Source organism: Micromonospora sp. NPDC003241 (assembly GCF_053589795.1).
Genome location: NZ_JBSFSO010000027.1, coordinates 1 through 19,698 on the forward strand (window position 1 = coordinate 1; position 19,698 = coordinate 19,698).

At 72.0% G+C, this 19,698-nt stretch carries 18 protein-coding genes; 4 read left to right on the top strand and 14 right to left on the bottom strand.

Annotated features, from left to right (window positions below):
* Nucleotides 1–108: 108 nt before the first annotated feature.
* From ACWDVW_RS20625 to ACWDVW_RS20645, 5 genes are read right to left on the bottom strand one after another with little or no spacing between them, the layout of a single operon-like run.
* Nucleotides 109–1,071, bottom strand: a complete 963-nt coding sequence (locus ACWDVW_RS20625; protein WP_449951253.1) for a carbohydrate ABC transporter permease — start codon at nucleotides 1,069–1,071, stop codon at nucleotides 109–111.
* Between the two features lie 13 nt (nucleotides 1,072–1,084).
* Nucleotides 1,085–2,026 carry a carbohydrate ABC transporter permease gene (locus tag ACWDVW_RS20630; RefSeq protein ID WP_131055513.1) on the bottom strand — a complete coding sequence of 314 codons (942 nt, stop codon included), beginning with the start codon at nucleotides 2,024–2,026 and terminating at the stop codon, nucleotides 1,085–1,087.
* A gap of 37 nt (nucleotides 2,027–2,063) precedes the next feature.
* Complete coding sequence (gene ngcE, locus ACWDVW_RS20635; protein WP_449951256.1) at nucleotides 2,064–3,467, bottom strand: N-acetylglucosamine/diacetylchitobiose ABC transporter substrate-binding protein; 1,404 nt, start codon at nucleotides 3,465–3,467, stop codon at nucleotides 2,064–2,066.
* A 25-nt stretch (nucleotides 3,468–3,492) separates the two neighbouring features.
* Nucleotides 3,493–4,242 (bottom strand): sugar isomerase domain-containing protein, encoded by a 750-nt coding sequence (locus ACWDVW_RS20640; RefSeq protein ID WP_396743239.1) that lies wholly within the window; start codon nucleotides 4,240–4,242, stop codon nucleotides 3,493–3,495.
* Nucleotides 4,239–5,201, bottom strand: a complete 963-nt coding sequence (locus ACWDVW_RS20645; RefSeq protein ID WP_449951259.1) for a MurR/RpiR family transcriptional regulator — start codon at nucleotides 5,199–5,201, stop codon at nucleotides 4,239–4,241. The genes ACWDVW_RS20640 and ACWDVW_RS20645 overlap by 4 nt, the downstream gene beginning before the upstream one ends.
* A gap of 190 nt (nucleotides 5,202–5,391) precedes the next feature.
* Here ACWDVW_RS20645 and ACWDVW_RS20650 point away from each other — a divergent pair, with 190 nt between their 5' ends.
* A complete protein-coding gene (locus ACWDVW_RS20650; protein ID WP_449951260.1) occupies nucleotides 5,392–6,381 on the top strand; it encodes an N-acetylglucosamine kinase in 990 nt (329 codons plus the stop codon).
* Nucleotides 6,382–6,717: 336 nt separating this feature from the next.
* On the opposite strand, the gene ACWDVW_RS20655 is transcribed toward ACWDVW_RS20650, so the two are convergent.
* Entirely contained in the window at nucleotides 6,718–7,269 is a 552-nt protein-coding gene (locus ACWDVW_RS20655) for a GrpB family protein (protein WP_449951262.1), read from the bottom strand.
* A gap of 104 nt (nucleotides 7,270–7,373) precedes the next feature.
* On the opposite strand from ACWDVW_RS20655, the gene ACWDVW_RS20660 reads away from it, so the two are divergent.
* Nucleotides 7,374–8,804, top strand: coding sequence for an acyltransferase family protein (locus ACWDVW_RS20660; RefSeq protein WP_449951265.1), 1,431 nt, complete (start codon nucleotides 7,374–7,376; stop codon nucleotides 8,802–8,804).
* On the opposite strand, the gene ACWDVW_RS20665 is transcribed toward ACWDVW_RS20660, so the two are convergent.
* The 4 genes from ACWDVW_RS20665 to ACWDVW_RS20680 all read right to left on the bottom strand — a co-directional run bounded on the left by ACWDVW_RS20665 (nucleotide 8,776) and on the right by ACWDVW_RS20680 (nucleotide 13,465).
* Entirely contained in the window at nucleotides 8,776–10,266 is a 1,491-nt protein-coding gene (locus ACWDVW_RS20665; RefSeq protein WP_449951424.1) for a CoA-acylating methylmalonate-semialdehyde dehydrogenase, read from the bottom strand. The genes ACWDVW_RS20660 and ACWDVW_RS20665 overlap by 29 nt on opposite strands.
* A 56-nt stretch (nucleotides 10,267–10,322) precedes the next feature.
* A complete protein-coding gene (locus ACWDVW_RS20670; protein WP_449951268.1) occupies nucleotides 10,323–11,627 on the bottom strand; it encodes an aspartate aminotransferase family protein in 1,305 nt (434 codons plus the stop codon).
* Between the two features lie 103 nt (nucleotides 11,628–11,730).
* A complete protein-coding gene (locus tag ACWDVW_RS20675) occupies nucleotides 11,731–12,594 on the bottom strand; it encodes a hypothetical protein (RefSeq protein WP_449951271.1) in 864 nt (287 codons plus the stop codon).
* 13 nt (nucleotides 12,595–12,607) lie between these two features.
* Nucleotides 12,608–13,465 (bottom strand): hypothetical protein, encoded by an 858-nt coding sequence (locus ACWDVW_RS20680; protein ID WP_449951274.1) that lies wholly within the window; start codon nucleotides 13,463–13,465, stop codon nucleotides 12,608–12,610.
* Between the two features lie 147 nt (nucleotides 13,466–13,612).
* Here ACWDVW_RS20680 and ACWDVW_RS20685 point away from each other — a divergent pair, with 147 nt between their 5' ends.
* The gene (locus ACWDVW_RS20685) at nucleotides 13,613–14,692 is read left to right on the top strand and encodes a hypothetical protein (protein ID WP_449951277.1); all 1,080 of its coding nucleotides are present in this window, start codon (nucleotides 13,613–13,615) and stop codon (nucleotides 14,690–14,692) included.
* A 3-nt stretch (nucleotides 14,693–14,695) separates the two neighbouring features.
* Here ACWDVW_RS20685 and murD read toward each other — a convergent pair whose 3' ends face one another.
* Complete coding sequence (murD, locus tag ACWDVW_RS20690) at nucleotides 14,696–16,045, bottom strand: UDP-N-acetylmuramoyl-L-alanine--D-glutamate ligase (protein WP_449951280.1); 1,350 nt, start codon at nucleotides 16,043–16,045, stop codon at nucleotides 14,696–14,698.
* A gap of 89 nt (nucleotides 16,046–16,134) precedes the next feature.
* Between murD and ACWDVW_RS20695 the strand changes: the two genes are divergently transcribed.
* Nucleotides 16,135–17,490, top strand: coding sequence for a hypothetical protein (locus ACWDVW_RS20695; protein ID WP_449951282.1), 1,356 nt, complete (start codon nucleotides 16,135–16,137; stop codon nucleotides 17,488–17,490).
* Between the two features lie 6 nt (nucleotides 17,491–17,496).
* On the opposite strand, the gene ACWDVW_RS20700 is transcribed toward ACWDVW_RS20695, so the two are convergent.
* From ACWDVW_RS20700 to ACWDVW_RS20710, 3 genes are read right to left on the bottom strand one after another with little or no spacing between them, the layout of a single operon-like run.
* A complete protein-coding gene (locus ACWDVW_RS20700) occupies nucleotides 17,497–18,147 on the bottom strand; it encodes a response regulator (protein WP_449951284.1) in 651 nt (216 codons plus the stop codon).
* Nucleotides 18,144–19,313 (bottom strand): sensor histidine kinase, encoded by a 1,170-nt coding sequence (locus ACWDVW_RS20705; RefSeq protein WP_449951287.1) that lies wholly within the window; start codon nucleotides 19,311–19,313, stop codon nucleotides 18,144–18,146. The genes ACWDVW_RS20700 and ACWDVW_RS20705 overlap by 4 nt, the downstream gene beginning before the upstream one ends.
* Nucleotides 19,310–19,591, bottom strand: coding sequence for a hypothetical protein (locus tag ACWDVW_RS20710; protein ID WP_449951290.1), 282 nt, complete (start codon nucleotides 19,589–19,591; stop codon nucleotides 19,310–19,312). Before ACWDVW_RS20710 ends, ACWDVW_RS20705 begins: the two co-directional genes overlap by 4 nt.
* Nucleotides 19,592–19,698 lie beyond the last annotated feature (107 nt).

A 19,698-nucleotide genomic window follows, 5' to 3' on the forward strand; every position in this document is an offset into this window, starting at 1 on the left:
CGGTGCCGCCCCGGAGGGCGTCCGGGTGGCACCGGGCGAACGCGGCGCCGCACCGACCATCACCGCCGCATGTGCCCCGGCCGGTGGGCCGGGGGCGGACGACGGGCGCTACTTGCTGACGCCGGCGGTGAGGCCGGACTGCACCTGGCGCTGGAAGACGATATACACGATCAACACCGGCAGCATCGCCATCGTCACCCCGGCGAACAGGCCGGACCAGTCGGAGCGGTAGCCCTGGTTGACCGAGAGCTCGATCAGGCCCTGGGAGATGACCTGGTTCTTCGGCTCACCGGCCACCGACTGCATGAGCAGGGTCGGCAGGTACCACTGGTTCCACTGGCCGAGCACGTTGAAGATGCCGATGCTGATCAGGCCGGGCTTGGCCATCGGCAGCATCACGCTGAAGAACAGCCGGCTGTGCGAGGCCCCGTCGACCATGCCCGCCTCCGCGATCGCGTTGGGCAGCGTCCGGAAGAACGAGTGCATGAAGAAGACGGTGAACGCCAGCGACCACGCCACGTAGACCAGGATCAGCATCAGGTGCTTGTTCGGGCCGAGGAACGGCAGCACCACACCGGTGTTGTAGACGCCCTTGAACAGCGGCACCGCGGCGAGGTAGATCGGCAGGGTCAGGCCGGACAGGAACATGTAGTAGATCAGCCGGTTGCCGGGGAACTCGTAGCGGGCGAGCACGTAGGCGGCCATCGAGCCGAGCAGCATGGTGAGGAAGACGCTGCCGGTCAACACCAGCACGGTGTTGAGGAAGAACTCGCCGATGTGGCCCTCGGTCCAGGCCCGGGCGAAGTTGTCCCACTGCAACTGCTCGGGGATGAGCGACAGCGGCTTGCGGATCACCTCCGAGTCGGTCTTGAGCGCCGACATCACCACCCACAGCAGCGGGTAGACCACCATGATCGCCCAGACGGCGAGGAACAGGTGCGAGAAGCCGTTGAAGAACCGTGCCCCGGCACGACCGCCACCGACGGCGGCGCGTTCGGCCGGCGTACGCCCCGGCGGCGGGGCCTGGTCGGGCCCGGCCTGGCCACCCGGGGTGTGGGTCACCGTGCTCATCGTCCAGGTCTCCTCAGTACTCGATCCGCTCACGACGGGTGATCCGGAGCTGGAGCGCGGCCAGCAGGATCGTGAAGATCGCCAGCGCCACGCCCATCGCGCAGGCGTAGCCGAACTGGCCCTTCTGGAAGGCGGTGAAGTTCAGCACCGACGCGAAGATCTCGCTGGCGTGGTTGGGCCCGCCCTGGCTGGGGGTCATCACGAAGACCAGGGCGTACATGTCCAGGGCGATGAAGCCCAGGTAGACCCAGGCCACCGAGACGGTGTCCCGCAGCAGCGGCAGGGTGATCCGGAAGAAGGTGTGGAAGCGTCCCGCGCCGTCGAGGATGGCCGCCTCGTAGACGTCCTTCGGGATCGACTGCATGGCCGCCGAGAACAGCACCATGTAGAAACCGGCGCCGCTCCAGACCGCGATCAGCAACAGCCACCACAACACCGCCGGTACGCCGAGGAAGGGCTCCGGGTCGTACATGAAGGTGATCGGGTCTTCCTCGCTGACCAGCCCGATCTTCATCAGGAGGCCGTTGATCAGGCCCTGGCTGTCGGCGCGGTAGATCTGCTGCCACATCACCGCGATGACGACCAGGGAGAGCACCTGGGGGAAGAAGAAGATCACTTTGTAGAACCCGGAGCCGAAGACGCCCCGGATGCCGGCCTTGTCCTCGCGTCCGCCCACGTTGAGCAGGAACGCGAGGAACAGGGCCAGCGCGATGGTGAACAGCGGCACGGTGATCAGGAAGAAGACGTTGTGCCAGAACGCCTTCCTGATCAGCTCGTCGGAGAACAGCCGGATGTAGTTGTCCAGCCCGACGAACTGCTGCCTGTCGGAGTAGCCTCCCCAGTCGGTCAGCGAGTACCCGGCAGCCTGCAGGAATGGCCACACCACGTAGAAGACGTAGAGGCCGACCGGCAGTGCCAGGAAACCCGTGACGAAACGGCCAACACCGTGCCGCATGTCTCTCACTTCCTCGTTCGGTTGGGTCCGGCGGGTGTCACGCGTCGCGGGTCTGCTTGGTGATGGACGAGTCCTTGGCGACCTTGTCGGCGGCGGCCTGCATCTTGTCGACGAACTGCGCGGCGGTGAGCCGGCCGGCCATCAGCTCCTGGGAGAGGTTCTGGCTCTCCTTGTCCAGGTCCGCGTAGAAGTTCCAGAACTTGATCGAGACCAGGTCCTTCGGCGCGTTCTTCATCAGTTCGTTGGCGCTGGCCAGCGCCGAGTCCTGGACGTTGTCGCCGGAGCCGGCGGTGGAGGCGAGCGACTTGGTCAGCTCGGCGAACTTCGCCGAACCGGCCTTGGAGAGCACCGCCCGCAGGAACTCCTTGGCAGCCGCCTTGTTCGGGGCCTTGCTCGGCACCACGATGCCCTCGCCCGCACCGGCGTAGACGTCGTTGGGCGCCTTGTCGGTGGCGCCCAGGCCCCAGTAGTCGGAGATCTTCATCTCGAAGCCCGGCGGGATGGTCGCCGCCATCTCGTTCTTGAGCCAGGTGCCGACCTGGATGAAGGCCGCCTTGCCGTCGAGCCAGGCCTGCTGCGACTGGGTGTGGTCGAGCTTGCCCGGGAGCACCAGCTTGTCCTTGACCAGCTTCTCCCACACCTCCAGGGCCGGCAGGATGCCGTCGGCGCGCCAGGCGTTCTCCTTGAGGTTGTCGATGTCGATGACCGCCTGCTTGCCGGCCGACTTCCAGACCGTGGCCATCAGGGCCCAACGCGGGTAGTAGCCGTGCACGGCGTCGTAGACGTACGGCGACAAGCCCTTGGCCTTGATCTTGGGGGCGAGGGCGAAGAACTCGTCGAAGGTCTTCGGCGGTGCCCAGCCCTCCCGGTCGAACAGAGCCGAGTTGTACCAGTTGCCCCAGACCGTGTAGGCGATGTTCACCACGTAGAACTTGCCCTGGAAGGTGCCGTCGGCGACGGTGCCGGGCAGCAGGGTGTCGGCGACGGTGCCCCCACCCTCCCAGGCCGGGGCGGCGAGCAGGTCGTCCAGCGGCTCGATGGCGCCCTCGTTGACCAGGGTGCTGATGTCCATCATGTCCGCGCCCGAGTTCATCACGACGTCGCTGGGCTGCGTCGCCATCTTGGGCTGCTCTTCGGTCTTGATCTTCTGGGTGGAGCTCATGTTGACGGTGATGTTCGGGTGCTTGGCGTTGAAGATCGCCTGGTCTTCCTTCGCCCAGGCGTCACCCAGCCCACCGTTGAAGATGACCACCTTCACGGCGCTGTCGGCCTGCACGCCGAAGGGGTTGTCGGTGCTCTTCTCCCCGGCGTTGTCGGTGTTCTCGCTGGGCGTGCTGCCCGCGCAGGCGCTGAGCAGACCCGCGGCCGGGGTCACCAGGAGGCCCGCGGCGGCCGCGCGGCGCAGCAGGGTCCGGCGGTTCAGATCGGGGGAAACGGTCATCTCTGACTCTCCTTGTGGTGTCGGGTCAGGCGGTACGCCGGAGACGTCCGGCGTACCGCGACTCGAGGGCGAGGTTGTGCTCGTCCCCACCGGGGACGTTGGCGGAGAGGTAGATAGGGGGTGCCTCTCCGGCCTGGTGGAACCGTCGTACGACCTCTGCGGTCAGCAGCTGCGCCAGCAGCGCCGAGGTGACCGAGGAGACCGCACAGACCGCGCCGCCGCCCTCGAGCGGCAGCAGTGCGTCGCCGTACGGCGCGCCGTTGTCCAGCACGACGTCGGCGAGATCGACGAGCCGCCGGCCGGACGGGTGGCGCGGGGCGACCCGTCCGGTGTGCTCGACCGAGGTGACCGCGATCAACGGGTGACCGCGACCGGTGACCAACAGGGCCAGTTCGACCACCGAGCCGTTGATGCCGGACTGGGACGCCACCACGAACACGTCCTGCGGCTGCGGCGCGGCGATCTCGTAGAGCTGGTGGGCGATGGCCGGGTCGCGCTCCAGCTTCGGGTCGGCGAGCACGTCACGCGGGGCGTCGCCGTGCAGCACCAGGTCGTGCAGGGTGATCCGGTTGGTGGGCACCAGCCCGCCGGCCCGGGCCACCAACTCGGCGGCGAACGCCTCGGAGTGCCCGGCGCCGAACGCCTGGAGCACCCCGCCGTCGCGCAGGCTGGCGGCGATCAGGTCGGCGGCGCGGCCGAGCGGCTCGTGCCCCCCGTCGACGAGACGGTCGAGGACGGGGCGGACGGCGTCCGCGTACCCCTGGGCGCTGATCATGCGCTGGCTCCCCTCGCGGCCTTGTGTCCGTCGACGGCCTGGGCGGTACGCCGGAAGGCCGCGTGTGCGCGGTCGTGGGTGCGCTGGGCGACCGCGATGTAGAGCAGGTCGAGGACGACCAGTTGCGGATGCCGGGCCGACAGCGCGTCCGGGCGGAACGTGGTGGCGTGACTGGCGGTCAGCAGCACGATGTCGGCCAGTTCGGCCAGCGGCGAGCGACGGAACCCGGTCAGCGCGATCGTGGTCGCGCCCCGGCTGCCGCCCTCGGCCACCATCTCGATGGCCTCCCGGGTCTGGCCGCTGTGCGAGATGCCCAGCGCGACGTCGCCCGGGCGCAGCAGTGCGGCGGAGGCGAGCCCGGAGTGCACGTCGTTCCACGCCCAGGCGGCCACCCCGATGCGGTGCAGGCTGAACTGCATCTCCTCGCCGACCAGGGCACTGCCGCTGGCGCCGAAGATGTTGACCCGGCTGGCCCCGGCGATGGCGTTCGCGGCCCGTTCCACCTCGTCGAGGTCGAGCAGCGCGGCGGTGTCGTGCATGGCCCGGGTGTCGGCCGCCATGATCTGTTCCAGGACCCGGTCCAGCGGGTCGCTGGGCTGGATCTCGCGTCCGATGTCGACGGTCCACCCGGCCGACCGGGCCCGGCCGGTCTCGGCCGCGATGCCCAGCCGCAGGTCGGCGTAGCCGTCGAAGCCCATCGCCCGGCAGAACCGGGTGACCGTGGCCGGTGAGGTGCCGCTGCGCTCGGCCAACTCGACGATGGTGGCCCGCGCCGCCGCCTCCGGGTCGCTGAGGACGTGCTCGGCGACCCGGCGCAGCGCGCCGGTCAGCTCGTCGGACCCGCTGCGCACCCGAGCGAGTATCCCGCCCGAGGCGACGCCGAGGGCGCTCCGCCGGTCAACCCGGTCGGCGTCGGCCACCGCGGTGCCCGCGGAGGTGTCCGCCTCGTGATCAACCATGGGACGCCTTTCGGAAAAGACTGTTAACTGATAGTGGTAAAAGTTCTTACTGAAGCCACCTCCGTGTCAAGACCGTGGGCGAAGTTTTCAAACTGTTACCTGGCGCACCGTCCGGGGCCCGATCCCCGTCTTGCTCTGGAGAGGCGCCGCGACCAGCATGAACGCAGATCGATCAAGGAGGTGGGCGCCGATGTCCGACACCGTCGTGATCGGCCTCGATATCGGCGGCACGTCCACCCGGGCACTCGTCGTGACCCTCGACGGCGCCCGCCTCGGCACCGGTCGAGCCGGCGGCGGCAACCCCACGAGCCACGGCGCCACCCGTGCCGCCGGGGAACTCCTGACCGCCCTCCGCGCGGCACTCGCCGGCATCGACCCGACCCGGGTACGCGCCGGCGCCATCGGGCTCGCCGGAGCGGGCCGCCTCCGGGCCGACCCGACCGGACTCGCCGCCTTCGCCGACGCCTGGCGGGCCGCCGGGCTCCACTGCCCGTACGCGGTGCACGGCGACGCCCTCATCGCGTACGCCTCGGGCACCGCCGCACCCCGGGGCACCGTTCTCGTCGCCGGCACCGGCGCCATCGCCGCCGAGGTCCGCGACCTGCGCCTGGACCGCGTCGCCGACGGGCACGGCTGGCTGCTCGGCGACGCCGGTTCCGGCTTCTGGCTCGGCCGAGCGGCGGTACGCCGGCTGCTCACCGCTTTGGACAGCGGCACCGACCCGGGCGACCTCGGCCGACGGGTGCTCACCGAACTGACCGGCTCCGCCGAGATCGCACCCCGCCCCCGGGACACCGTCGACGCGCTCGTGCAGGTCGTCACCCGCCGCCCACCGGTGGAGCTGTCCCGACTCGCCCCGCTGGTGCTCGACGCCGCCGCCTCCGGCGAGCCCACCGGGGTCGCGCTGCTGGACGCGGCCGGCACTCACCTCGCCGACACGGTCAGCCGGGTCCGACCGGCCGACGACACCGGCGTCCTGGTGCTCGGCGGCGGACTGCTGACCGGCGACACCCCGTTGGCCGCCGCCGTCCACGCCGAGGCCCGGCGACGCTGGCCGCACGCCCCGGTCCGACCGGCCGGGGACGGCGCCGCCGCAGCCGCCTGGCTGGCCGCCCGCGAACTGCCCGAGGTGACCGACCCGACCGCCCTGCACGCCCGCCTGGTCCCCCCACCCACCTGACCCACCCGCCCCCGACCACCTCGGCCAACGGCCACGCCACGACGCTCGCATGTGCACTCGCACTCGCGGCAACACTTCAGGACATCGACCGATGACATTGCCGAATGTGGCAGTCGAGCACTCCCGAAAGCAGCCGGTCCACCTTCCTCAACCGCCTTTGCTCTGCGTCAACCCGCGCAACGGAATCAGCGCGGATTTGTTGCGTCGGTTGACGCAGAGCAAAGGGCTGGGAGGACCCCATGCGCGGCGGGCCGTCGGGTGCCGTCCTCGGTTCCACGCGTCGGGGCGGACTACCGCGGCTGCGGCGGAGCGCCGACGAGCCGCGCGATCAGGCCGTCACCGATCCGGGTGACCGGCGGTCGGTGGTTGCGTCCTGTCGCGTACACCGAGGACCTCGTTGACGAAGTCGTCCTTGTTGCGGGCGTAGGCCGCGAGGTCAGCGCCGTGAGCCTGCGCGAGATCGCGCTTGAGTCGCTCGTACCGGGACCGGTAGTCCGCGCGTCCCCGCAGCGCATCGCGGAACGCGATCCGTCGCCGCCACAGCAGCGAGGTCGGTTCGGTGAGGTGGAGCTGATGAGTGCGCTCCCACCAGTTGTCGGTCGCCGGCTTGAAGAAATAGTGCGCTTCCTCCGGGCGGTGCACACCATTGCGGTAGCCGAGTGCGGTCACCACTTCGATGGCGGCAACCGCCTCTGAGAGGCTGCGGACCGGCGCCAACATGTCGATGATCGGTTTCGCCGCCAGGCCGGCAATCGACGTCGAGCCGATGTGCTCGACCGGCGCCACCAGCCACCGCTTCAGAACGGTTTCGAGGGCGACCCGCTCCTGCCCGAACAGCACCGCCCAGTGCGGGTCGTACGGGCTGAGGGTGACCGGAGTGCCGTCCACGGATCTCATCGTCCCATTCTCGGCGGCTCCGCCCGGACGGCGGTCAGCCGCCCCGGACAGCGGTCAGCCGCCCGTGGCGCGTCCCGGGCGCATACCCTCGGACCATGCGCCGCCTGGCCCGACTCGCCGCACGGACGCCGGCAGACCGCGAGCGCTACCTCGACCTGCTGCGGGCCTTGGCGATCATCATGGTCGTCCTCGGACACTGGGCGGTCGCGACGATCGGCTACGACGAGCACGGGCAGCCCGACGGCCATTCCGCCCTGCCCGCGATCCCGTGGGCCTATCCGCTGACCTGGGCGGTCCAGGTGATGCCGGTGTTCTTCCTGGTCGGCGGCTACGCCAACGCCGCCTCGCTGACCGCACACCGCAGCCGTGGCGGCGACGCGGCCGGATGGCTGCTCGGGCGCAGCGCCCGCCTGCTGCGTCCGACCAGCGCGTTGGTGCTGGTGTTGGCCGGGAGCGCGCTGGCGGCCCGGCTGGTCGGGGTCGAGCCGAGCATGGTCCGCACCGTCGTCTGGTTCGCCACGATCCCGCTGTGGTTCCTCGCCGCCTATCTCGTGGTGGTGCCGCTGACCCCGCTCATGTACGCGCTGCACCGCTGTTTCGGACTGGCTGTACCGGTCGCGTTGGCGCTGCTCGTGGCCGCCGGGGACGTCGGGCGGGCGATCGGCTACGAGACGGCGGCCCTGCCCAACTACCTGCTCGGCTGGTTGGCCGTGCACCAGGTCGGCTTCGCCTGGTACGACGCCCGCCGGGGGCACTGCGACCCGACCGGTGCGGTCCGGTGGACCCGCTGCCTGCCGATGTCCCGCCGTGCCGCCCTGGTCCTGGCCGTCGCCGGTCTGGGCGTCGCGGTGCTGCTCACCAGCGTGGGCCCGTACCCGGTCAGCATGATCAACCTGCCGGGACAGCGACTGGACAACGCGGCCCCGCCGAGCGTGGCGTTGCTGGCCGTGGCCACGGCCCAGCTCGGGCTGATCCTGCTGCTGCGCGAGCGGGCCGAACGGTGGCTGCACCGCAGCCGACCCTGGCAGATCGTGATCGCCGTCAACTCGGTCGTGCTCACCGTCTTCCTGTGGCACCTGAGCGCGGTGATCCTGCTGGTCGGCGCGCTGGACCGGCTGGGTGTCCTGCCCACCCCGCCGGCCGGGTCGGCGGCCTGGCTGGCCTGGCGGCTGCCCTGGGTACTGCTGCTCACCGTGGTGCTCGCCGCGCTGGTCGCGGTCTTCGGCCCGATCGAGGCCCGCACCGGCCGATCCACCGCGAGCCGCCGGGACGGGCCCGCCGCCCCGGAGCGACCCGACGCCGCCCGCCCGCCGGACAACGGGCGGCCGACCCGCCGGTGGGCGGCCGTGCGGGGCGTGCTGGCCGTCGCCGGTTTCGCCGCCGTCGGGTACGCCCTGGTGGCCAACAGCGCCACCGCCAAGACCGCGCCCGAGCCGCTCGGGCTGCCGGCCGCCGCCCTGGTCGCCTACCTGGCCGGCGCGGGTGTCCTGCGCCTGCTCAGGTCTGGGTGGGGAAGCCGAGGTTGACCCCGCCGTGGCGGGGGTCCAGCCACCTGCTGGTGACCACCTTGCCCCGGGTGAAGAACGCCACCCCGTCGGCGCCGTGCGCGTGCAGGTCACCGAAGAGGGACGCCTTCCAGCCGCCGAACGAGTAGTACGCCATCGGCACCGGGATCGGCACGTTGACACCGACCATGCCCGCCTCCACCTCGTGCTGGTAGCGGCGGGCCGCACCGCCGTCGTTGGTGAAGATCGCCGTGCCGTTGCCGTACGGGCTGGCGTTGACCAGGGCCACCGCCTCGTCGTACGAGCCCACGCGCAACACCGAGAGCACCGGACCGAAGATCTCGTCGGTGTAGATCGACATGTCCGGGGTGACCCGGTCGAACAGCGTCGGACCCAGCCAGAAGCCGTCCGGGTCACCGTCGGGCGTCACGTCCCGGCCGTCCACCACCGCCACCGCGCCGGCCGCCACCCCCGCCTCGACGTAGGACCGGACCCGGTCCGCGTGCGCCGCGGTGACCAGCGGACCCATGTCGCAGCCACGCCGCCCGTCACCGGTGCGCAGCCCGGCCATCCGCTCCGCGATCCGGGCCACCAGGTCGTCGGCGACCGGCTCCACCGCGACCAGCGCCGAGATCGCCATGCACCGCTCCCCCGCCGACCCGAACCCGGCGTTGACCGCCGCATCGGCGGCCAGGTCCAGATCCCCGTCGGGCAGCACCACCATGTGGTTCTTCGCACCGCCGAGCGCCTGCACCCGCTTACCGGCCGTGGTGCCGCGCTGGTAGACGTGCCGGGCCACCGGGGTGGAACCGACGAAGGACACCGCCCTGACCGTCGGGTGGTCCAGCAGCGCGTCGACGGCCTCGGCGTCGCCGTTGACCACGTTCAGCACCCCGTCGGGCAGGCCCGCCTCGGCGAACCACTCCGCCAGCAGCAGCGCCGCACTCGGGTCCTTCTCGCTCGGCTTGAGCACCACGGCGTTACCGGCGGCGACCGCCACCGGCACGAACCACAGCGGCACCATCACCGGGAAGTTGAACGGGCTGATCACCGCGACCACCCCGAGCGGCTGCCGCAGACTGTACGAGTCGACCTCGGTGGAGACGTTCTCGCTGAAACCGCCGCGCAGCGCCGACGGGATGCCGCAGGCGTACTCGATGACCTCCAGACCGCGCTGCACCTCCCCGGCGGCGTCGGCGAGCACCTTGCCGTGCTCGGCGGTGATCACGTCGGCGAGCCGGTCCCGGCGGGCGTTGACCAGCTCCCGGAAGGCGAACAGCACCGCCGTCCGCTTCGCCAACGACGCGTCGCGCCAGGTCCGCGCGGCGCGCTCGGCCGCCTCGACCGCGACCGCCACGTCCGCGACGGAGGCCAGCTCCACCTCTGCGGTACGCCGACCGGTGGCCGGGTCGAAGACGTCCCCGCGCCGGGGCGAGGCGCCACCCACCCGCTTGCCGTCCACGAAGTGCCCGATCAGGTTCAGGGCACCGCCTTCCGTTCGCGACTGCGGGGCTCGCAGAACCGGCTCACTCCTCGCGCTCACTGGTCAACCTCCCCGCTGCTGGCGGCCCGGATCGCCTCGACCAGGACGGCCAGCCCCTCGCGGGCCTCCTCCTCGGTGAGCGTCAGCGGCGGCCCCATCCGCAGCACGTTGCCGTAGAGGCCGCCCTTGCCGACGAGCAGCCCACCCTGTCGGCACGCCTCGAACACCCGCCCGGTCAGCGCCGGGTCCGGCTCGCCGGTGCCCGGCCGGACGAACTCCACGGCGAGCATCAGGCCCTTGCCGCGTACCTCGGCGACCTGGTCGAGACCGGCCACCTCGGCGCGCAGGCCGTCAGCGATGATCGCGCCGACCCGGGCGGCGTTGGCCTGCAGGTCGTGGTCGAGCAGGTAGTCCAGGACGGCGTTGCCGGCGGCGGTGCTGAGCGGGTTGCCGCCGAAGGTGGAGAAGCTGATCGCCGGGACCGCCTCCAGCACCTCGGCCCGACCGACCACCCCGGCGAGGGCGAACCCGTTGCCGACGCCCTTGGCGAAGGTGAGCAGGTCGGGGGTGACGCCGTGGGCCTGGTAGCCCCAGAAGTGCTCGCCGGTCCGCCCCCAACCGGTCTGCACCTCGTCGGAGATGAGCAGGATGCCGTGTTCGTCGAGGACCTTCTTCCAGCCGGCGAAGAGGCCGTCCGGCCCGTGCACGAACCCGCCGACGCCCTGGATCGGCTCGGCGATCAGACAGGCCACGTCGCCGGAGGTCTGGGTGGCGAGCACCTCACGCAGGTCCTCCACCGCCGCGTCGACCCGGTCGCCCTCGGGCAGCCGGGCCAGCAGGCCGCGCAGCCGCTCACCGGAGTGCAGCCAGGCCACCTGGAGTGGGTTGAGCGCGCTGGCCGACCAGCCCCGGTTGCCGGTGGCGCCCATCGTCGCGTACGTGCGGCCGTGGTAGCTGTTGCGGACCGCGAGGATCTGGTGCGAGCGGCGGTGGTTGGTGGCCATCAGCAGCGCCGCCTCGTTGGCCTCGCTGCCGGAGTTGGTGAAGAAGACCCGGGCGTCCGGGATCCCGGAGAGCCGGGCGATCTTCTCGGCCAACTCCACCTGCTGCCGGATCAGATAGAGCGCCGAGGTGTGCACGATGCCGGTGGCCAACTGCCGCTGCACCGCCTCCCGGATCTCGGCGATGTCGTAGCCGATCATGTTGGTCAGCACCCCGCCGAAGAAGTCCAGGTAGGTACGCCCCTGCGCGTCGGTGACCCGGCGCCCTTCACCGGAGACGATTTCGAGCGGCTCGGCGTAGTAGAGCGGCATCCAGGACGGCAGCACGGCCCGGTGCCGGGCCAGCAGATCGTCGGTCATCGTCGCACCCTTCGGTTCGCGGTCACCGCGACGGTGTCACCACCGTCACCGCCCGGACAAGAGCCAACGTGTCGCCCACTGGTCGGCAGCCGTTGACAGAACGTCAACGTTTTCCGTCGTCGGCAACGGATTCGACCACGTTTCCGGTGGCGGCCCTGGGCCTCGGCTTGCGTTTTCCGTCAGCTCTCCGCCGGTACGCCGGGGCGTGCAGGGCCACCGCCACCAGGGCGAAGCCCACCCACCCGGCGGCGATGGCGACCGCCCCGGAGACGTCCTGTCCCAGGTGGACACCGGTCAGGAAACCGAGCAGGGCGAGGCTGTTGCGCAGGAAGTGCCGGCAGAACGCGGGCAGGTCCCGCCGGACCTCCACCGCCACCAGCACCCCGGCGTACGGGAAGGTCACCACCAGCCCGCGCAGCAGTTGGCCGAGCAGCCCGGTCAGTACCGCACCGGCGAGGATCAGCAGCAGGCGTCGCACCGCCGACAGCCGGCCCGGCGGCCGTACCGCGCCGACGGGCTGAGTGTCCGACGTCGGTGCGAGCCGCGCGGCCGGGGCGTGCCCGGTGGTCGAGGTGTGCCGGATGGCCAGGGTGTGCCGCGCGGTGCGGCGGCGCAGGATCGTCACGGCCAGCAGCCACAACGCCAGGACGACGGCCAGCGTGGGAAGGAACGGCAGGACGAACGGCCGTACCGCCGCCGCGAGCGCCAGGTAGGCCACGACGCCGGCCGCGTCGGCCAGCAGGATCGGCCAGCGCAGCCGGTGGTGGGCCGCCGCCACGACGCCGAAGAACACGGTGAGCCCGACCACCCCGACCACCTGCGCCCCGTCGACGCGGTGGTCGGTGGCCAGCAGCGCCGCCGTCATCGGCACCGGCAGGGCCGCGACGAACGCCCGCCAGTGCAGCGGGCGGATCAGGCTCACCGCCCAGACCACCGCCGTGACCAGCAGTACGCCCTGTGCGGTCACCGGCGGGGCCGGGTCAGCCGTCGAAGTTCGCCAGCGCGGCGCACGCGGCGAAGGTGTCCCCGGCCCGGGCCACGTCGTCCGGGTGCACCGAGTACCGGTTCTCGGTGATCACCCCGTGGGCGCTCATGCCCGCCGTCCAGCACGCCGTGCCGTCCCAGCGGATCAGGTTGACGTGCAGGTCGGCGGGGACCGCGACGGTGGCCAGGAGCCCCACCCGGACCCCGGCGCGGCGCTGCGCCGCCACCAGCTCGACCACCTCGTCGGTGAGTTCGGTGTAGGTGAAGATCCGGGTGATCCGCACCCCACGGGCCAGCGCGGCCTGGTTCTCCGTCCAGTACTGCCGGCCGATGTCGCTGCGCCACCAGGCGAGCCGGGGCAACACGTTGGTCAGCGCCTGCACCTCCCGGACGCAGTCCCGGGTGGCCGCCAGCATGTCCTGGTAGTCGGTGCCGGGACGCACGATGCGACCCTGCCGCAACTGGGCCAGGTCGGCCTGGAAACGCGCGAACCGACGTTGTGTCTCCTCGGCCACCCCGCTCCCGGGATGACGGTCGATCGCCTCCCGCACGGCGGCGACCACCTCGGGGGTGGCCTGCACCAGCCACGGCGGACCGACCAGCAGCGTCCGCAGCTGGAACCGCCGCTCGGCGCGGGCCAGCGAGTCCACCAGCAGCGAGATGGTGATGCCCATCAGACCGGCCAGCAGCGATTCCACCCCGCTGGCCGCACCGGTCAGGTCCAACGTCACGGAGAGCGTGACCGACAACGCGATGCCGATCAGGGCGATCGGATCGGCGTGCGCCATCAGCCGGGCGATGCCGACCGGTGCACCGGACCCGCCGTGCTGTACCCGGCGCAGTGGTGATGCCATCGACCACCTCCCGTCACGGAATGTGGTCAGAGTACGACCTACCGGCAACGGGGCGGTCGCGTCGACCCGCCGACCCTGCCCACGTCACACCGCCCCTGCGGGCCGCTCGACCGTCGCGCCGGGCCGTCGGCCGGTACGATCCGATCCGTGCCCGAGCGTCCCGTCCCACCGCCCGTGGCCGCGTCACCCCCTGCCGCCGGACCGGCCGGACCACCGCCACCCACCGACACACCCGATCCCGTCCCGCTGCCGTGCAGCGACCCCGCCGACCCGGCCGCCGCGATCACCGACGGCATCAGCCGCTGGATCGACAGCCCGCCGATACGGGACCTGGTGACCTGCTTCGGCGGCCGATGGCCCGCCGGCGACCTCGGTGCCGTACTCGCCGCGCTCGACGAGTTCTCCGCCGCGCACTGGGACTTCCGGGCGGGCCGGGAGCGACCCGAGGCCCGGGAACCCGACCTCGACGCAAACCGCCGCACCCGGGTCCTCGCCGCCGCGGACACGCTCGGTCTGGTCCGGCCCCGGCCACCGGCCCGCACCCGGTACGCACACCTGGTGGTGCTGGGCGGCCTGGCCCACGCCTGCCTGCGCCGGGTGACCTACGCCGCCCATCTGCTGCGCGAGCGGGTCGACGTCACCGGCGAGGTGGCCGTGTTGGGCAGCTTCCGGCCGCTGTCCGAGATGGAACGCCGCACCCTCGCCGACGCCGACGTGGCCGGCGCAGACACCGAGGTCGACGTGCTCGACGCGGCGGTCCGGCGCACGTTCGGGCTGCGCGAACCGGACGCCACCGACGGCGTGGACGCCGGACATCCGCACCACTCCTGGTCGTCGCGGACCTACCAGCCGGCCGGGCTGCCGCCGGTGCGGGTGCTGGCCGCCCCGTCGAGCGAGCCGCAACGACGACGCGCGCACACCGCCGACACCCAGCGGTTCTGGGCCGAGCACGCCCGACTCTCCCCCGGCGAGCCGGTCCTGCTGGTCACCGCACCGATCTACGTGCCGTTCCAGCACTGCGACGCGTTGCGCACCCTGGCGGTGCCGTACGGCTGCGAGATCGACACCGTCGGAGTGGACCCCGCCCGGCCCGACCTGACCCGCCTGCCCGAGCCCACCCTCACCCCCGGCCGGTACCTCCAGGAGATCCGCTCGGCCATCCGCTCGATGCGGACCCTGCACACCACGCTGACCGAGGTCGGTCAGCCCGACGGCCGGACCCGCTGACGGTCAGGCCGGGGCGGTGGCGCGGACCGCCTCGGCGAAGACCTCCGAGCGGTGCTCGAAGTTGCGGAACCGGCCGTAGCTGGGCGCTGCCGGAGAGAGCAGGACCACGCCACCGGCCGGCGTGACCTGCCGGGCCAACTGGACCGCGTCGGCCAGGTCCTCGACCAGCTCGGTACGCACCTTCGGCAGCCCGTCCAGCGCCTCGACGATGCGCGCTCCGCTGTCCGGGATGCCGATCACGGTCAGCTCCCGCTCGGCCAGGTGCTCGCGCAGCGGGGTGTAGTCCACGCCCCGGTCGGTACCGCCGACGATCACGGTCAACGGCCGCCCGTCGTACGCGTCGATGGCGTGCATGGCCGCGTACGGGCTGGTCGCCAGCGTGTCGTCGACGAAGGTCAGACCGGACGGGTCGACGATCTCGGTCAACCGGTGGGCCAGCCCCTGGAAGCCCGCGACCGCCACGGCCAGGGTGTCCTTGCGCTCGACCAGGTCCACGCCGAGGGCGTCGAGCACGGCCAGCGCCACGCAGAGATTGCCCTCGTTGTGCCGACCGACCAACGGCAGCACCGCCCGGGGGAACAACGGCTGGTCGACCCGGTGGAACCAGGGCGTGCCGTCCGGGCCGGCGGCCACGTTCACCGACTCCGCAGTGCCGGCGCGTACCGCCGCACGGTCGCCCAACTCGACAAGCAGCCGGGGGTCGCCACCGTTGACGACCAAGGTGTTCGGCCCGTACGCCAGCAGGTTGAGCTTGTCCCGGTAGTACTCCCGCTCGCCACCGTGCGCGTCGAGGTGCTCGGGGAACAGGGCGGTGACCACCGCGACCCGGGGCGAGTCGGTCAGGTCGCTGCACTGGTAGCTGGACAGCTCCAGCACGTACAGCTCGGCGTCGGGCAGGTCCAGCGTCGGTACGCCGATGTTGCCGCCGAAGACGTTCGGCAGGTCCACCGCGGTCAGCAGGTGGTGGATCAGGCTCGACGTGGTGCTCTTGCCCTTGCTGCCGGTCACCCCGACGGTGCGCGAGCCGTGGTCGGCCATCCAGAGCGAGGTGCCCTGGGTGACGGTGGCACCCTGGCGGCGCAGCTCCACCAGCCACGGGTGGGTCTGCGGCACCCCCGGCGACCGGACCACCACGTCGGCGGCGGCCAACCGGGCGAAGCCCTCCTCGCCGGTGACCAGCGGGGCCGCCTCCGCCAGCGGCCCTTCCCAGGGCAGCGAGAGGAAGTTGGCGCTGTCGTCGACGGCGACCAGGTCGGCCGGGCCGTGGGCGGCGATCGCGATCACCGCGGCCCGGCCCTCCCGACCCGCCCCCCAGACGGCGACGGTACGTCCGCGCAGGTCAGACAGGCGCACAGCTTCTCCTCGGGTGCGACGGCAACGGGGCACGTGCGGGGTCCGGCGGAGCCGGGCACGGCCGGACGAACCAGGGCCTAGTATGGCGTGTGCCCAATACGCAGCTGGCGCGGATGGACGCGTTCACCTTCCCGTCCTACTCGATCGATCTCTCGACCGGGGAGGCGTTGTTCGACTACGCCCTGACCGGGCCCGAGGGCGAGCAGCGATTCACCGAGGTGATCACGCTCCCGGTGCCGGAGGAGTCACCGTCGGACGCCGCCGTGGCGGCGCTCGGCCGGGTGCTGGAGCTGCTGCACGTCGTGGCCGGCGTCAGCTACTACAAGGCCGCCGCGCCGGGGCAGGTGGTGCTGCCGGCGCCGCTGGGCCCGGCCGCCGCCGAGTTCGTCACCGCCGTCTACACCAAGGGCCTGGCCGAGTACGCCTACCGCAACCAGTTGCCGTACGTGCTCGAACTGTCCCCGGTGATCCCGGAGGGCCGGGTCACTCCCGTCACCGAGTACGACAACTCGGACCGTCGACCGCTCAGCGCGGTCGGCGGCGGCAAGGACTCGATCGTCAGCCTGGAGGCGATGCGTCGCGCCGGCCTGGACCCGGTCCCCTTCTCGGTCAACCCGAACCACGTGATCAACGCGGTGAACGCGGCCTCCGGGCTCACCCCGTTGGCCGCCCGGCGACGCCTCGACCCGGTGCTGTTCGAGCTGAACGCGGCCGGCGCCCGCAACGGGCACATCCCGGTCACCGCGATCAACTCGCTGATCGCGGTCGCCACCGCCGTGCTGCACGGGCTCGGTCCGGTGGTCATGTCCAACGAGCGCTCCGCCTCCGACCCGAACCTCATCTGGAACGGCCACGAGGTCAACCACCAGTGGTCCAAGGGCGTCGAGGCCGAGGGGCTGCTCCGGGCGGCGCTGGCCGAGCACGCCGGGCTCACCGAACCGTACTTCTCCCTGCTGCGCCCGCTGTCGGAGCTGCACATCGCCCGGCTGTTCGCCACCATCGACCGGTACGACGACGTCGTGACCAGTTGCAACGCGGCGTTCAAGCTGCGCGACGCCAGCGAGCGCTGGTGCCGCGACTGCCCCAAGTGCCGGTTCGTCTTCCTGGCCCTGGCCCCGTTCATGTCCCGCGAGCGGATCACCCATATCTTCGGCGGTGACCTGCTCGCCGACGAGTCGCAGATCCCCGGCTACCGGGAGCTGCTCGGCGTGGACGGGCACAAGCCGTTCGAGTGCGTCGGCGAGGTGGAGGAGTCGGTGGTGGCACTGAGCCTGCTCGCCCAGCAGCCGGACTGGCGGGACGCCCCGGTCGTCCGCACGCTGGTCGCCGCCGTACCGGACAGCGCGTGGGCCACGGCCGCCACCTCCGACGTCTTCACCCCCGGCGGCGGCCCCAGCTACGTCCCGCCCGCCTACACCAAGGCCCTGCACTCGCTCAGCGAGTGACGGGCGTCAGGCGAGCCGGTGCCGGATCGCGTACGCCGCCGCCTCGGTGCGGTTTCGCGCACCGATCTTGGCGAACGCGTTGTTGGTGTGTGTCTTGATCGTCGTCTCGGCGACGAACAGGGCCGCCGCGATCTCGGCATTGGTCCGCCCCGACGCGAGCTGGCCGAGCACCTCGGCCTCCCGCTGGGTCAACCCGTCCGGCAGCCGGTCCGGCACCACCTGCGCCGGCCGGGCCATCGCCTCGACCAGCCGGGCGGACACCACCGGATCGAACAACCCGTGCCCGGTCGCCGCCGCGCGCAACGCCATCCCGATCTCGGCCCGCCCGGCGTCCTTGGTCAGATAGCCGCACGCCCCGGCCGCGAGCGCCCCGGCGATCGACTCGTCGTCGGCGTACGTGGTCAGCACCACCACCGCCACCTCCGGGAAGTGCTCCCGGACCTGGGCGGTCGCGGCGATGCCGTCCAGCACCGGCATCCGCAGGTCCATCAGGACCACGTCCGGCCGGTGTTCGGCGACGAGGTCGAGGGCCCGCGCGCCGTCGCCGGCCGCCCCGACCACCGTCACTCCGTCGGTGAGTTCCAGCAGGGCGGTCAGCCCCTCCCGGACCAGTTGCTGATCGTCGACGACCACCACCCGCAGCACCGCGTCGCTCATGCCGGCACCTCCGCCGTCACACGCCATGCGCCGTCGACGACGCCCGCCTCCAGGGTGCCACCGACCAGCGCGATCCTCTCCCGCGCCCCGGTCAGCCCGTGCCCGCCCGGTCCGGGTCGGGTGGCGGCCGGGTCCGGGGCCGGGTTGTCCACGATCAGCCGGGTGCGCGGCCCGCGATAGTCCAGAGCCACGCTGACCGGAGCACCCGGGGCGTGCCGGGCCGCGTTGGTCAGCGCCTCCCGGACGGTACGCAGCAACGACACCTCCGCCCCCGACGGCAGGTCCCGAGGACTGCCCTCGGTCCGCAGCGTGATCGTCGCCGCATGGTCGGCACGGAACCCGGCCACCATGTCACCGAGGGCACGTGGCAGCGGCGGCACGTCGGTACGCAGCGCGGCCACCGCCGCCCGGGCCTCGGTCAGGCCGTCGTTGGCCAGCCGCCGGGCCCGGCGGATCCGCTCGGTCGCGCCCACGACGTCGCCCTGCTCGCCCAGTTGCGCCTCCGCGACCGCCAACTGCACACCCAGCGCACCCAGCGAGTGCGCCAGCACGTCGTGCAGTTCCCGGGCGATCCGGGTCCGCTCGTCCAGCGCCGCCGCCCGGGCCTGGGCCTGCTGGGTACGCGAAGTCTGCTCCAGCAGCAACGCGGTCTGCTCGGCCCGCAGCCGGTACTCGCGCCGGTGCAGGCTGAACAGCACCAGCACGGCGATCAACGCCGGCTGGGTCAGCATCGCCGTCGGTCCCCGTCCGGAGAACCAGAGGACGACCGACAGCACCGCGATCACCCCGCCGGTGAGAGCCAGGATGGCCGCCATCGGCATCCGGGGCAGCAGCACGAACGTGAACAGTCCCGCATACACGAAGATCAGCGCCGAGGCGTCGTCCGGCACCCCGGCGACGGTGGACGCCGAGAGCGTGACCAGGGCCAACGCACCTCGGGCGAGCCGGGGCCACCGGCGGTCGGCCACCAGGAACAGCACCCAGCAGGCGAGGGCGGCGGCGAGCACCGGCCGCACTCCGGCACCCGGCGGCGTCAGGTACAGCCACGCCCAGGCCAGCAGCGCGCTGAGCACGATCCGCACCAGCCAGCCGGTCTCCGGGTCGTCGGCCCGCAGCAGCCGTACGCCCCGGCGGGTCGCCCGCCGCAGTCCTCCGCCCACGATCACTCGCGTTCCCGCACCAGGGTCAGGATCAGGTCCAGCACCAGCAGACGGTAGGCGACGAACGCGAGCCCCACCACGCCGAGTACCACCAGAATCGCCACGATCACCCGACCGGTCATCCGGCCGCCCTCCTTCTCGATCACCCGCTCGATGACGGCTCCGGCCAGCCGGGTGCTCCGGTTGCCCTTGCCGTCGCCGGCCAGCAGATAGTTCGCGGCCCGTACGACGGTGCCGTGACGCTCGGTCCGGGGTGTGGTTCTGCCGTGGTTCCGCTCGGTCATGTCCCGGAACGCTACGAACCGCACCGGGTGGACCGGCACCGCCCCAGGGTGGAGATCAGGGTGGACCCCCCACCCCCACCCCCACCCCCACCCCCACGCCGTTGATC